Source organism: Pseudomonas fluorescens, assembly GCF_902497785.1.
GTDB lineage: Bacteria > Pseudomonadota > Gammaproteobacteria > Pseudomonadales > Pseudomonadaceae > Aquipseudomonas > Aquipseudomonas fluorescens_BO.
Genome location: NZ_CABVHK010000017.1, coordinates 20,407 through 34,752, shown reverse-complemented (window position 1 = coordinate 34,752; position 14,346 = coordinate 20,407). Strand labels below are relative to the sequence as shown.

At 59.9% G+C, this 14,346-nt stretch carries 14 protein-coding genes; 5 read left to right on the top strand and 9 right to left on the bottom strand.

What is annotated here, in order from left to right:
- Positions 1-75 precede the first annotated feature (75 nt).
- Positions 76-648 (top strand): xanthine phosphoribosyltransferase, encoded by a 573-nt coding sequence (locus tag F8N62_RS23590; RefSeq protein WP_150712925.1) that lies wholly within the window; start codon positions 76-78, stop codon positions 646-648.
- Between the two features lie 127 nt (positions 649-775).
- Here the strand turns inward: F8N62_RS23590 and F8N62_RS23585 are convergent, their stop codons facing one another.
- The 6 genes from F8N62_RS23585 to dadA form a co-directional block, all read right to left on the bottom strand.
- Positions 776-2,698 (bottom strand): acetyl-CoA hydrolase/transferase C-terminal domain-containing protein, encoded by a 1,923-nt coding sequence (locus F8N62_RS23585; protein ID WP_150712924.1) that lies wholly within the window; start codon positions 2,696-2,698, stop codon positions 776-778.
- A gap of 236 nt (positions 2,699-2,934) precedes the next feature.
- A complete protein-coding gene (locus tag F8N62_RS23580) occupies positions 2,935-3,360 on the bottom strand; it encodes a c-type cytochrome (RefSeq protein ID WP_191632429.1) in 426 nt (141 codons plus the stop codon).
- Between the two features lie 170 nt (positions 3,361-3,530).
- Positions 3,531-4,079, bottom strand: coding sequence for a cupin domain-containing protein (locus tag F8N62_RS23575; protein WP_007947433.1), 549 nt, complete (start codon positions 4,077-4,079; stop codon positions 3,531-3,533).
- Positions 4,080-4,207: 128 nt separating this feature from the next.
- A complete protein-coding gene (alr, locus tag F8N62_RS23570; protein WP_150712923.1) occupies positions 4,208-5,281 on the bottom strand; it encodes an alanine racemase in 1,074 nt (357 codons plus the stop codon).
- 96 nt (positions 5,282-5,377) lie between these two features.
- Positions 5,378-5,731, bottom strand: coding sequence for a RidA family protein (locus F8N62_RS23565; protein ID WP_150712922.1), 354 nt, complete (start codon positions 5,729-5,731; stop codon positions 5,378-5,380).
- Entirely contained in the window at positions 5,703-7,007 is a 1,305-nt protein-coding gene (dadA, locus tag F8N62_RS23560) for a D-amino acid dehydrogenase (RefSeq protein ID WP_150712921.1), read from the bottom strand. Before dadA ends, F8N62_RS23565 begins: the two co-directional genes overlap by 29 nt.
- A gap of 156 nt (positions 7,008-7,163) precedes the next feature.
- On the opposite strand from dadA, the gene F8N62_RS23555 reads away from it, so the two are divergent.
- Positions 7,164-7,652, top strand: coding sequence for an Lrp/AsnC ligand binding domain-containing protein (locus F8N62_RS23555; protein WP_003177284.1), 489 nt, complete (start codon positions 7,164-7,166; stop codon positions 7,650-7,652).
- 92 nt (positions 7,653-7,744) lie between these two features.
- Here F8N62_RS23555 and F8N62_RS23550 read toward each other — a convergent pair whose 3' ends face one another.
- A complete protein-coding gene (locus tag F8N62_RS23550; protein WP_150712920.1) occupies positions 7,745-8,098 on the bottom strand; it encodes a YkgJ family cysteine cluster protein in 354 nt (117 codons plus the stop codon).
- A 147-nt stretch (positions 8,099-8,245) separates the two neighbouring features.
- Between F8N62_RS23550 and F8N62_RS23545 the strand changes: the two genes are divergently transcribed.
- Positions 8,246-9,538, top strand: a complete 1,293-nt coding sequence (locus F8N62_RS23545) for an NAD(P)/FAD-dependent oxidoreductase (protein WP_150712919.1) — start codon at positions 8,246-8,248, stop codon at positions 9,536-9,538.
- A 105-nt stretch (positions 9,539-9,643) separates the two neighbouring features.
- On the opposite strand, the gene F8N62_RS23535 is transcribed toward F8N62_RS23545, so the two are convergent.
- A complete protein-coding gene (locus tag F8N62_RS23535) occupies positions 9,644-9,889 on the bottom strand; it encodes a DUF1127 domain-containing protein (RefSeq protein WP_150712918.1) in 246 nt (81 codons plus the stop codon).
- A gap of 178 nt (positions 9,890-10,067) precedes the next feature.
- Between F8N62_RS23535 and F8N62_RS23530 the strand changes: the two genes are divergently transcribed.
- Positions 10,068-11,495: a PLP-dependent aminotransferase family protein gene (locus tag F8N62_RS23530; protein WP_150712917.1), complete on the top strand. Its 1,428-nt coding sequence runs from the start codon at positions 10,068-10,070 to the stop codon at positions 11,493-11,495.
- A 57-nt stretch (positions 11,496-11,552) separates the two neighbouring features.
- Positions 11,553-13,118 carry a phospholipase D family protein gene (locus F8N62_RS23525; RefSeq protein WP_150712916.1) on the top strand — a complete coding sequence of 522 codons (1,566 nt, stop codon included), beginning with the start codon at positions 11,553-11,555 and terminating at the stop codon, positions 13,116-13,118.
- 85 nt (positions 13,119-13,203) lie between these two features.
- On the opposite strand, the gene F8N62_RS23520 is transcribed toward F8N62_RS23525, so the two are convergent.
- The gene (locus tag F8N62_RS23520) at positions 13,204-14,346 is read right to left on the bottom strand and encodes an MFS transporter (protein ID WP_150712915.1); all 1,143 of its coding nucleotides are present in this window, start codon (positions 14,344-14,346) and stop codon (positions 13,204-13,206) included.

Below are 14,346 nucleotides of genomic sequence, written 5' to 3'. Positions count from 1 at the left end.
TTTTTAACCGACGCATTTTTAACCGAACACTTTTTGACCAGCTAGGCGCATATGGCGCCGGTAGAGGAAAGCTTCATGGAAGCACTGCACCAGAAAATTCGCGAACAAGGCATCGTGCTTTCCGATCAGGTCCTGAAGGTCGACGCCTTTTTGAACCACCAGATCGATCCGGCCCTGATGAAGCTGATCGGCGATGAATTCGCCACGCTGTTCAAGGATTCGGGGATCACCAAGATCGTCACCATCGAAGCCTCGGGCATCGCCCCGGCGATCATGACCGGCCTGAACCTTGGCGTGCCGGTGATTTTTGCGCGCAAGCACCAATCCCTGACCCTGACCGAAAACCTGCTGTCGGCGACCGTTTACTCGTTCACCAAGCAGACCGAAAGCACCGTGGCCATCTCCCCACGCCACCTGACCAGCAGCGACCGCGTGCTGATCATCGATGACTTTCTGGCCAACGGTAAAGCGTCGCAGGCACTGATTTCGATCATCAAACAGGCCGGTGCGACCGTGGCCGGCTTGGGGATCGTGATCGAGAAGTCGTTCCAGGGTGGGCGTGCGGAACTGGATGCGCAGGGTTATCGGGTTGAATCGTTGGCTCGGGTGCAGTCGCTGAAAGATGGCGTAGTGACCTTCATCGAATAACGCCACACCACAAATCCCCTGTGGGAGCGAGCTTGCTCGCGATGAGGCCATCACATTCAACATCTATGTTGACTGTCAGGCCGCTATCGCGAGCAAGCTCGCTCCCACAGTTGCTTTGTGTTGGCTGTTATTGCGCGGTGGCTTTGAGGCCGGTGAGTAGCAAGCGCTGGAACAGGTCTTCTTTCAGGCCTTCGGGGTTAGTCAGCTGCATCCGTTCCAGATGCTCGGGAAACGCCGAAGGCTCCGGCGCATCCAGCGCAGCCTTGCCCAGCTCCAGAATTTCCGTGAGTTTGAACTTGCTCTTCAACCAGTTCAGCGCCCGTAACAAATCGCGCTCTACAACCGTGAAATCACACCCCAGCGGATACTCCGGAAACAGCTGCGGATGCCGTGCCTGAATCGCCTGCAAACGCTCCGGGCGGTTATCGGCAAAGCGTGGATCGATTCGGAAGTTCTTCGGCAATTTGCCCGCGCTCTGCGCCTGCTCGATCAACCCTGATTGAAACCGTGAATCGCTGATGTTCAGCAACGACTCGATCACTGCTGCATCGGTTTTACCGCGCAGGTCGGCGATGCCGTATTCGGTGATCACGATGTCGCGCAGATGGCGCGGGATCGTGCAATGGCCGTATTCCCAGACGATGTTGGAACTGACCTCCCCACCCGCCTCGCGCCAGCTACGCAGCAGCAGAATCGAACGCGCGCCTTCCAGCGCATGACCCTGAGCGACGAAGTTGTATTGGCCGCCGACGCCGCTGAGTACCCGGCCGTTTTCGAGCTGATCGGCCACACCGGCACCGAGCAGCGTCATGGTGAACACGGTATTGATAAAGCGAGCATCGAGGCGTTGCAGACGCTTGAGCTCTTCCTGACCGTAGAGCTCGTTGATGTAGCTGATGCGGGTCATGTTGAATTCGATCCGCTTGCTTTGCGGCAACTCGCGCAGGCGCTCATAGAAACTGCTCGGCCCGAGGAAAAAGCCGCCGTGCACCGAAATGCCATCGGTTTGCGCGGCTTCGTCCAGCGTGCCGTCATTCGCCTGTTGTTGAGTCGGAACATCGGGGTAGACCTTGCGCCGCACAATCCCCGCATCAGCCAGCACCAGCAAGCCGTTGACGAACATTTCGCTGCAACCATAAAGGCCTTTGGCAAACGGTTCGACGCCGCCTTCGCGGTCGATCAACTGCGCCCACTGGCTGAGATTCACATCCGCCAGCAACGCTCTGTAGCCACCGTTATCCGCCTGCCGCGCCAGCAACGCGGCGGTCAGGGCATCGCCCATGGCGCCGATGCCGATCTGCAAGGTCCCGCCATCCCGCACAAGCGCGCTGGCGTGCAGGCCGATGAAGTGGTCCTGAAAACCCACGGGCATGTTCGGCGTGGAAAACAGCGTGGTGTCATCTTTCTCGTGGATCAGCAGGTCGAAGGTATCGATGCCGATTTCGGCGTCACCTGGCATGTACGGCAGGTCGTTGTGCACCTGGCCCACGAGCAGGATCGTCTCCCCGTTGGCCCGGCGTTTGGCGATCATCGGAAACAGGTCGAGGGTGATGTCCGGGTTGCAGCTCAGGCTGAGGCGATCCGGGTGTTCGGAATGGCTGGCGACCAGTTGCGCCACCAGATTCAAACCGGCAGCGTTGATGTCACGGGCGGCGTGGCTGTAGTTGCTGCTGACGTAGTCCTGCTGAGCCGATTGGCTGTGCAACAGGCTGCCGGGCAGCATGAAGAACTGCTGAACGTGGATGTTGGACGGCAGGTTGTCCTTGTGTAGGCCGGCGAGAAAATCCAGCTCCGGATAGTCGCCGAACACCCGCTCGATGAAGGGCCCGAGAAAGCGCTTCTGCAAACCATCGCCCAACGCAGGACGGCCGAGGCACAGCGCGGTATAGATCGTCAGTTGCCGCTCGGGCAGTTGCGCAATCCGTTGAAACAGCGCGTTGACGAAGTGGTTGGGTTTGCCCAGGCCGAGGGGCAGGCCCATGTGGATATGCGCCGGCAAGCGTGCCAGCACGTCATCGACCGCTTGTTCGATAGAACACAGCTGCACCATCTGATCCTCCCTAGCATTCCGTTAATTGGGGTTGGACCGAGCTTGCCGGGTCTTTGCTGCAATGAACAGTCTCAGCGGCCAATCGACCCACACAAACCTTGCAGGAGCTGCCGCAGGCTGCGATCTTTTGATGTTGATGCCTGGATCAAAAGATCGCAGCCTGCGGCGGCTCCTACAGGGAATCAACAGGCGCAAAAAAGCCGCTCGAAAGCGGCTTTTTTGCTGGAGATGAAGGCTTATTTCAGGCCGGACATCTTTTCGATGGCGCCCTTGAGATCGGCATCAGAGCAATCGGCGCAGGTGCCTTTAGGGGGCATCGCGTTGATGCCGGAGATCGCTTTCGCGAGCAAACCGTCAAGGCCGCCTTCTTTCTTGGCGCGCTCGCCCCAAGCTGCGGCATCACCGATTTTGGGCGAATTCAGAAGGCCAGTGCCGTGGCAAGCATTGCAATGTTTCGCAATCACTGAGTCCGGGGTTTTGGCATCGCCACCACCCGCAGAAGCAGCGACTTCCATGCCCTTGCACTCTTGACCCGTCACACAGACCTGGCCGACTGGCTCAAGGCGTTTGGCGATATCGTCGTTGGTCGCAGCTTGAGCGCTGACAGCCCATAGGGCCAATACGGTTGCTGGTGCAGCCAGCATTTTCATAATTAGGTTCACGCGTTCACCCTCAATGGTGGCTAGTCACGCCTACGGCCACGGTTCGCAGGCGGGCGCAAGTATAGCGGTAAGCCCGCCGCACTGAAACAACCCCAAAGTCGAAGGGGTCTTGTTGTGCAGCAGAAATGTGCTTCGGGTGCCGCTGCCATGCTGGCAGGGCGCCTCTTCTCTCAGAAATTCGCTGGCGTGGCTGCGCTGATTAGTCGCGCCGGCGCATCGAACGGATTACGGAAACGGTGCGGCTTGGTGCTTTCAAAGTAGTAGCTGTCGCCGGCTTCGAGCACAAAAGTTTCGAGCCCGACTACCAGTTCCAGTCGCCCTTCCACCAGAATCCCGGTTTCCTCGCCCTCATGGGTGAGCATCTCGTCACCGGTGTCGGCGCCCGGCGGGTAGATTTCGTTGAGGAAAGCGATAGCGCGGCTCGGGTGGGCCCGGCCGACCAGTTTCATGGTCACGGCGCCATCGGAAATATCGATCAGCTCGTTGGCCTTGTAGACGATCTGAGTCGGTTTTTCCTGCAGGATCTCTTCGGAAAAGAACTCGACCATGGACATGGGAATCCCGCCCAGAACCTTGCGCAGCGAACTGATCGAGGGACTGACGCTGTTCTTCTCGATCATCGAAATGGTGCTGTTGGTGACGCCCGCGCGCTTGGCGAGTTCACGCTGCGAAAGACCTTTGAGCTTACGGATGGATTGCAGTCGTTCACCGACGTCCAATGCTGGAGCCTCCAGGGATTCAGGTTGTAGGAATATTGAGCGTTATCATGGCGACAGCGTTCAGTATTTACAACACTTGGGCCTGAATCCCGTGCGGTGACACGACTTTCGGTCGACAGCGTTTTGCGTCAAGCCCCGGAATAGAGCTTCGGTACCCGGCGCAGGTTGCAGAAGATCTGGTAAGGAATCGTGTCCGCGGCGGCGGCGACGTCGCTGGCGAGGATGTTTTTCCCCCACAATTCCACGGTCGAGCCGAGGCCCGCCTGAGGCACGTCGGTCAAATCGATACACAACATGTCCATCGACACCCGTCCAATCAACTGGCTGCGCTGCCCGGCGACCAATACCGGCGTACCGGTCGGCGCCTGACGCGGGTAGCCATCGGCGTAACCCATGGCCACCACCCCCACGCGCATCGGTTTGGGCGTGATGAATGTGGCGCCGTAACCGATCGGCTCGCCGGCCGGCAATTCACGCACGCAAATCACTTTGGATTCCAGGGTCATCACCGGTTGCAGGCGCGAGGCCACGGCGTGGGCTTCTTCGAACGGTGTCGCGCCGTAGAGCATGATGCCGGGGCGCACCCAGTCACTCGGAACCTGCGGCCAACCCAGCACTGCCGGCGAATTGCGCAAGCTGATCTCGGCGGACAAGCCCTTACGCGCCTCCTCGAACACCGCAACCTGCTCGGTGCTCGCCTGGTTGTGCAGCTCATCGGCGCGAGCGAAGTGGCTCATCAATACAACTTTCGCCACCTTGCCGCTGGCCAGCAGCCGTTGATAGGCCGCCTGGTAATCCTTCGGATGCAGGCCGACCCGGTGCATGCCCGAATCGAGTTTGAGCCAGACCGTGATCGGCTTGCTCAGGGCGGCTTTCTCGATGGCGTCGAGTTGCCACAACGAATGCACCACGCACCAGAAATCATGCTCGACGATCAGCGCCAGCTCATCGGCTTCGAAGAAACCTTCCAGCAACAAAACCGGCGCCCGAATGCCCGCGGCGCGCAGTTCCAGCGCCTCTTCGATGCAAGCCACGGCAAACCCGTCCGCCTCGGCCTCCAGCGCTTGCGCGCAACGCACCGCGCCATGGCCGTAGGCATCGGCCTTGATGACCGCGAGGGCTTTGGCCCCGGTGATTTCACGGGCAATCCGGTAGTTGTGGCGCAGGGCTTGAAGGTCGATCAGGGCACGGGCTGGACGCATGGCGGCAGGCTTCTAGGCGGTCATGGGAATAAAAACCGGCGCTGGCTGACGGCGTAAACCGCCAACAGCACCGGGAGAGGGATCTTTCTGACAGGCTTATGGCAGAGCAGCTACAACCGACAGCTCCACCAGGATTTGCGGCTCACACAACTTCGATTCAACTGTCGCGCGGGCCGGGGCGACGCCTTTTGGCAGCCACTTGTCCCACACCGCGTTCATGCCTTCGAAGTGCGCATCGATGTCTTTCAGGTAAATCGTCACCGACAGCAAACGGCTCTTGTCGGTCCCGGCCAGATCGAGCAAACGCTCGATGTTGGCGAGGGTTTCACGGGTCTGCTGTTCAATCCCGGCACTCATGTCGTCGCCGACTTGCCCTGCCAGATAGACGGTGCCGCTGTGGACAACGATCTGGCTCATGCGCTCATTGGTGAGCTGGCGCTGGATTGACATGTTTTGCGGACTCCTGAATTTTGTGGCCGTAACGGGAAATATCGAGGCCTTCGGCGCTGATCTGCGGCGTTTTCCGGGCCATCAGGTCAGCCAGCAAACGGCCGGAGCCGCACGCCATGGTCCAGCCGAGCGTGCCGTGACCGGTGTTCAGGAACAGATTGCTGAACGGCGTCGCCCCGACAATCGGCGTGCCGTCCGGCGTTGTCGGACGCAGGCCGGTCCAGAAACTCGCCTGGGCCAGATCGCCGCCCTGAGGATAAAGGTCGTTGACGATCATCTCCAGGGTTTCGCGCCGACGCGGGTTCAGCGACAGGTCAAAACCGGCTATCTCAGCCATGCCGCCGACGCGAATCCGGTTGTCGAAACGGGTGATTGCGACCTTGTAAGTCTCATCGAGGATAGTCGAAGTCGGCGCCATCGCCGGGTTGGTGATCGGCACGGTCAGCGAGTAACCCTTGAGCGGATATACCGGAGCCTTGATGCCCAGCGGTTTGAGCAGTTGCGGCGAGTAGCTGCCGAGCGCCAGGACGTAGCGGTCAGCGGTTTCGAGCTTGCCGTCAATCCACACGCCGTTGATGCGATCACCGGCGTAGTCGAGGCGCTGGATGTCTTGGCCGAAACGGAATTCCACACCCAGCTTCACGGCCATTTCCGCCAGTCGAACGGTGAACATTTGGCAGTCACCGGTCTGATCGTTCGGCAGGCGCAGGGCACCGGCGAGAATGTCGGTGACGCTGGCCAGCGCCGGTTCAACGCGGGCAATACCAGCGCGGTCGAGCAGTTCGAATGGCACGCCAGACTCTTTCAGTACTGCGATATCTTTCGCGGCGCCGTCGAGCTGAGCCTGGGTGCGGAACAATTGTGTAGTACCCAGGCTGCGGCCTTCGTAGGCAATGCCGCTCTCGGCGCGCAATTCGTCGAGGCAGTCGCGGCTGTACTCGGACAGACGGACCATGCGCTCCTTGTTTACCGCATAGCGGCTGGCGGTGCAGTTGCGCAGCATCTGCGCCATCCACAGGTATTGGTCGATATCGGCAGTGGCCTTGATCGCCAGCGGAGCATGGCGCTGCAGCAGCCACTTGATAGCCTTGAGCGGCACACCCGGCGCGGCCCACGGCGAGGCATAACCCGGCGAAACCTGCCCGGCGTTGGCGAAACTGGTCTCCATGGCCGCAGCCGGCTGACGGTCCACCACCACCACTTCAAACCCGGCACGCGCCAGATAATAAGCACTGGTGGTACCGATGACGCCGCTACCCAAGACCATAACGCGCATTTTCATATCCCTCATCGCGGCGTACCGCTGACGTTTGTTGTTCAGACCGTAGATGTGGGCAGTTTAAAAAAGATTAGCCAGTGCTTTTCACTATATAAGCACCTATATTTGGCGACAATTCTCGGCAAAAACGCTTTTCACGGAGGCGCATCCCCTATGCGTACCAACACTCAGACCAAACGTGAGCTGGACAAGATCGACCGCAACATCCTGCGGATCCTGCAGGCGGACGGCCGTATCTCCTTCACCGAGCTGGGCGAAAAGGTCGGGCTCTCGACGACGCCTTGCACAGAGCGGGTCCGCCGGCTGGAGCGCGAAGGGATCATCATGGGCTACAACGCCCGGCTGAATCCTCAGCACCTCAAGGGTAGTCTGCTGGTGTTTGTCGAGATCAGCCTCGACTACAAATCCGGCGACACTTTCGAAGAGTTCCGCCGCGCGGTGCTGAAATTGCCCCATGTGCTGGAGTGTCATTTGGTGTCGGGGGATTTTGACTATCTGGTGAAAGCGCGGATTTCCGAGATGGCCTCGTACCGCAAATTGCTGGGGGACATCCTGCTGAAGCTTCCGCATGTGCGGGAATCGAAGAGCTATATCGTGATGGAAGAAGTGAAGGAGAGTTTGAGTTTGCCGATTCCGGATTGAAAAGCGAAAGATCGCAGCCTTCGGCAGCTCCTACAGGCCAACGCGTACACCTGTAGGAGCTGCCGAAGGCTGCGATCTTTTGCGGAGAACGCCTAAACCAGGACCTGCCGGGTGCTGGCCATGTACTCATGAATCTGCTTTTCCACCCGCGGATGAATCAACTCCACCGGTCCTCGCCCATTCGGGCACGGCAAGGTTTTGGTGGTGCCGAACAACCGGCAAATCAGCGGTCGCTCGTCATACACCGTGCAACCATTCGGCCCGAGGTGCACACAGTTCAACTCATCCATCGCCGCATCCTGCTCGGCGCGGGTCTTGCGCGGCAGGCGCGACATTTCTTCCGGCGAAGTGGTCACCGGCCCACAGCAGTCGTGGCAGCCGGGCACGCACTCGAACGAGGGGATCTGCTGTCGCAGCGTACGAACTTTCTGACTGTTGCAGCTCATCGACACGGTGACCCAAAGCAAACTGGAGCGGGATTCTGACGCAAAAGCCGCCATCCAGACAGTCACAACCGACCAGTGTTGCCCGTGCCGGAACGTCCGGCTTATGCTCCGTCACATTTTCCAGACACCAGCATCAGGATGACGCGCATGAATGCCCGTGCCCAGCACACCGCCAGCTATTACGCCGCCAGCAGCCTGCCGCAGCCTGATCACCCGGTGCTGCAAGGCGATCTGGTGGCCGACGTGTGCGTGATCGGCGGCGGGTTTTCCGGGCTAAACACGGCGCTGGAGCTCGCCGAGCGAGGCCTCAATGTGGTGCTGCTCGAAGCCCACAAGATCGGCTGGGGCGCCAGCGGTCGCAATGGTGGGCAACTGATTCGCGGTGTCGGACATGGTCTCGATCAGTTCGCCAACGTGATCGGTACGGACGGCGTGCGTCAGATGAAACTCATGGGCCTGGAAGCGGTGGAAATCGTCCGACAGCGCGTCGAGCGTTTTCAGATCCCTTGCGATCTGACGTGGGGTTACTGCGATCTGGCCAACAAACCGCGGGATCTCAAAGGCTTCGCCGAAGACGCCGAAGAACTGCGCAGCCTCGGTTATCGTTATGAAACCCGCTTGCTGCAAGCCCATGAAATGCACTCTGTGGTGGGCTCCGACCGGTACGTCGGCGGCCTGATCGACATGGGTTCGGGCCATTTGCATCCATTGAACCTGGCACTGGGCGAAGCGGTAGCCGCGCAGCAACTGGGCGCTAGATTGTTTGAACAATCGGCAGTGGTTCGTATTGACTACGGCCCACAGGTGAAGGTCCATACAGCCCAGGGTTCGGTTCGCGCAACGACGCTGGTGCTGGGCTGCAACGCCTACCTTAACCAACTCAACCCGGAACTCAGCGGCAAAGTGTTGCCCGCCGGCAGCTACATCATCGCCACCGAACCCTTGAGCGAAGAGCTGGCTCACGCATTGCTGCCGCAAAACATGGCGGTCTGCGATCAACGGGTGGCGCTGGATTACTACCGGCTCTCGGCAGATCGGCGCTTGCTGTTTGGCGGCGCCTGCCATTACTCAGGTCGCGACCCGAAAGACATCGCCGCGTACATGCGACCGAAAATGCTGGAAGTGTTCCCGCAGTTGGCCGGAGTGAGCATCGATTATCAATGGGGCGGGATGATTGGCATTGGCGCCAATCGCCTGCCGCAGATCGGCCGGCTCAAGGATCAGCCGAACGTATATTACGCCCAGGCTTATTCCGGTCATGGGGTGAATGCCACGCACCTGGCGGGCAAGCTGCTGGCCGAAGCGATCAGTGGGCAGCAGAGTGGCGGGTTTGATCTGTTTGCCAAAGTGCCGCACATCACCTTCCCCGGCGGCAAGCATTTGAGGTCGCCGTTATTGGCGTTGGGGATGTTGTGGCACCGGCTTAAAGAGTTGGTCTGAAACCGTAGGAGCTGCCGAAGGCTGCGATCTCTTGATCTTGTTTTTCAAAAGCAACATCAAAAGATCGCAGCCTTCGGCAGCTCCTACGGGGATCGCGCCTGGACTTCAAATCCGCCAGAAAGGCTTGAGCCCTTCCTCCCGCGCCTGCTCCCGACTCAACCCGACATCCCTCAGTTGCTCAGGCGTCAACTCCAGCAACGCCTTGCGCGTGTGCAGACGCTGCCAGAACAATTCCCAGCGACTCAGGCCGGTCGGCGCGTTGCGCATGACCGCATCGCGCATGCCGTTGTTCTGCCCTGCCGCCAGTTCCTGACTGTGTAACGTCAGCCGCACATCGCTCAAGCCGTTCATTTTGATTGCTCCTGTTTACTTGGGTAGCCAGAGCTTTCATGATGCGTGGGCGAAGCAAAACGTTACAGATTCAACTTCACAGTATTAAATCCATACAGATTTGCTGTTTCAGCCTCTGAATCCCGATTTTTTAGCTGATCTGTATGGGTGCATTCACTCTCCTCAACGAGACTGCGCCATGACCCTCTACGTCAACCTCGCCGAATTGCTCGGCACACGTATCGAACAGGGCTTCTATCGCCCCGGCGACCGGCTGCCGTCGGTGCGGGCGTTGAGCGTCGAGCATGGGGTCAGTCTGAGTACCGTGCAGCAGGCTTATCGGGTGCTGGAAGACAGCGGCCTGGCGATGCCGAAACCCAAGTCCGGCTATTTCGTACCAGTCGGTCGCGACCTGCCGGAGCTGCCGGCGATTGGTCGCCCGGCGCAGCGCCCGGTGGACATTTCGCAGTGGGATCAAGTGCTGGAACTGATCCGCGCGGTTCCGCGCAAGGATGTGGTGCAACTGGGGCGCGGCATGCCGGACATCACCACGCCGACCATGAAACCGTTGCTGCGCAACCTCGCGCGCATCAGCCGCCGACAGGACATGCCGGGGCTGTATTACGACAACATCCACGGCACCCTGGAACTGCGCGAACAGATCGCGCGCCTGATGCTCGATTCGGGCTGCCAGCTGACGGCCAACGATCTGGTGATCACCACCGGTTGCCACGAAGCGTTGTCCACCAGCATCCGCGCCATCTGCGAGCCGGGCGATATCGTCGCCGTGGACTCGCCGAGTTTTCACGGCGCGATGCAAACGCTCAAGGGCCTGAACATGAAGGCCCTGGAAATTCCCACCGATCCGCTGACCGGGATCAGCCTTGATGCGCTGGAACTGGCCCTGGAGCAATGGCCGATCAAGGCCATACAGTTGACCCCCAACTGCAACAACCCACTGGGCTACATCATGCCGGAGTCGCGTAAACGCGCGTTGTTGACGCTCGCTCAGCGTTTTGACGTGGCGATCATCGAAGACGATGTGTATGGCGAACTGGCCTACAACTACCCGCGACCGCGCACGATCAAATCCTTCGACGAAGACGGTCGCGTGCTGCTCTGCAGTTCTTTTTCCAAGACCCTCGCGCCCGGTCTGCGCATCGGCTGGGTTGCGCCGGGCCGCTATCTTGAACGCGTGCTGCACATGAAATACATCAGCACCGGCTCCACGGCGCCACAACCGCAGATTGCCATCGCCGAATTCCTCAAGGCCGGTCACTTCGAACCGCATTTGCGGCGGATGCGTACGCAATACCAGCGTAATCGCGACATGATGATTGATTGGGTGACGCGCTATTTCCCGCCCGGCACAAGGGCCAGTCGTCCGCAAGGCAGCTTCATGCTGTGGGTCGAACTGCCGGATGGCTTCGACACGCTGAAACTCAATCGTGCCCTGCACGATCAGGGTGTACAGATCGCCGTTGGCAGCATTTTTTCCGCGTCGGGCAAGTACCGCAATTGTTTGCGGATGAACTACGCTGCCAAACCAACACCGCAGATAGAAGACGCGGTGCGCAAGGTCGGCGTTGCGGCAATAAAACTGCTCGCGGAAACTGGCAGCGACTGACCTTTCTGCGTAATCCAGCGTCCATATGCCACCCTCCGCCAATCGGATCGATCCTACGTGAGAATCAGACAGCCCCTGCTCGCTCTTCTCCTTCTCGCCGCGTTTCTGAGCGGTTGCGCCAGTTTCGATGTTCAACGCGAACCGAGTCAGGCATTGCCCGCCAGCGACTCGGCATTCGGGCGCTCGATTCAGGCCCAGGCAGCGCCTCATGAGGGCAAATCCGGATTTCGCCTGCTCTCCAACAGCAGCGAGGCCTTCACCGCTCGCGCCGAGCTGATTCGCAACGCGCAAAGCAGCCTCGATCTGCAGTACTACATCGTCCACGACGGCATCAGCACGCGGATGCTGGTCGAGGAATTGCTCAAGGCGGCGGATCGCGGCGTGCGGGTCAGGATTTTGCTCGATGACACCACCAGCGATGGCCTCGACTGGAGCATCGGCACCCTGGCGGCGCATCCGCACATTCAGATCCGCCTGTTCAACCCGCTGCACCTGGGCCGTGCCACCGGCGTCACCCGAGCCATGGGCCGGCTGTTCGATTTGTCGCTGCAACATCGGCGCATGCACAACAAATTGTGGCTGGCGGATAACAGCGCGGCGATCGTCGGTGGCCGCAATCTGGGTGACGAATATTTCGATGCCGAGCCTAATCTGAATTTCACCGACATCGACATGCTTGGCGTCGGCCCGGTCGCCGAACAACTCGGGCACAGCTTCGATCAGTACTGGAACAGCGCGCTGAGCAAACCGATCGACGAATTCCTGTCGAGCAAACCGACTCAACAGGATTTGCAGAATTTCCGGACCCGCCTGGAAGAGTCTCTGGAAGAAACACGCAAACAGAATCACGCGCTGTACCAACAACTGATGACCTTCACCACCAACCCACGCATGGACATCTGGCGCCGGGAGCTGATCTGGGCCTGGAGCCAGGCGTTGTGGGATGCCCCGAGCAAGGTCCTGTCCAAGGGTGAGCCCGACCCGCACTTGCTGCTGACCACGCAATTGGCCCCCGAGCTCGAGGGCGTCAGCAAAGAGCTGGTCATGCTCTCGGCCTACTTCGTTCCCGGCAAGCCGGGACTGGACTACCTGACCGGTCGGGCAGATGCCGGGGTGTCGGTGAGTTTGTTGACCAATGCACTGGAAGCCACTGACGTGCCCGCCGTGCATGGCGGTTACGCGCCCTACCGCAAAGCATTGCTGGAGCACGGTGTGAAGTTGTACGAATTGCGTCGCCAGCCGGGTGATGGCGGTGGCAGCGGGCCGATTTTTTACGGCAAGTCTTCCAAGGGTTCCGATTCCAGCCTGCACAGCAAAGCGATGATCTTCGACCAGCAGAAATCCTTCATCGGCTCATTCAACTTCGACCCGCGCTCGGTGCTGTGGAACACCGAAGTCGGGGTGCTGGTGGACAGCCCGGAACTCGCCGCTTATGTGCAGAAAGCGGCGCTGGAAGGGATGGCACCGCAAGTGAGTTTTCAAGTGAAACTGGAGAATGACCAGGTCGTTTGGGTCACTGAGGACGACGGCAAAATGCACACCCTGACCAAAGAGCCGGGCAGTTTTTGGCGGCGGTTCAATTCCTGGTTCAGTACCGCAGTGGGTCTGGAGCGGATGTTGTAGCTTAAATCGTCAAGATCGCAGCCTTCGGCAGCTCCTACAGGGAAAGTCCTCATGCAGGAGCTGCCGAAGGCTGCGATCGTTTGATCTACGCAGGCTGCACCGTGCCGAATGCACCCTGACGCATTAGCAGAATCACTAACCCGAACGCCCCAGCCGCCATCAGCAATGGCAGCGCATGCCCACTGATCCACTGACTGCCAGCCCCGGCGGCCAAAGGTCCGATCAGACAACCGATGCCCCACAGCTGCGCAATATGCGCGTTGGCCCGCACCAGTGCATCGTCGCGGTAACGCTCACCGATCAGGATCAGCGACAACGTGAACAAGCCCCCGGCACTGGCACCGAACAGTACCCATAATGGCCAGATCAGCAAGGTGTCGATCAGCAACGGGATCGCCAGGCTCGACACCATCAACACGACTGCGCAGCCGGTGAACAGCGTGCGTCGGGACAAACGATCCGCCAGCGCGCCAATGGGTAATTGCAACAAGGCATCACCGACTACCACCGTGCTGACCATCGCCAAGGCGATTTCTGTGGTGAAGCCCTGACGCAGGCAATAGACCGGCAGCAACGTCAGGATCATCGCTTCAAACGCCGCGAACAGCGCCACGCCCCAGGCAATTGCCGGCAGGCTTCGGCAGAAGTCCCAAAGGTCGCGGAAGGTCACGCTGCAGGCTTCGCTGGTGGGTGCACCGCTGCGGCCCAGCAGCAGGAACGGCGCCGCCATCAGCAAACCCACACCGAGCCAAAATCCATAATCGTGCTCGGTGCCCAACACGCCCAGCAGCACCGGACCGGCCAGTTGGCTAAGCGCATAGCTGCTGCCATACAGCGCCACCAATCGCCCGCGCCATTGCTCGACCACCAACTGGTTGATCCAGCTCTCGCCGAGGATGAAGACCAGGGTCAGGATCACTCCGATCATCAGCCGCAACACCAGCCACACCGGATAACTTGGCAGCAGCGCCAGCAAGCCGATGGACACCGCGCCGGCCCACAGACACAGGCGCATCAGATTGGCGGTGCCGAGCCGCGCCGCCAAATGACTGGAGATCTTCGCCCCCAGCAGCACCCCGATCGCTGGCATGGCGGCCATGACGCCAATCGCAAACGAGCCATAACCCCAGCCTTCCAGGCGAAACGACACCAGCGGCATGCTGACGCCCAGAGCCAGGCCGACACTCAGGACAGACGCCAACACGGCGAAATAAGTCGCCCAACGCAT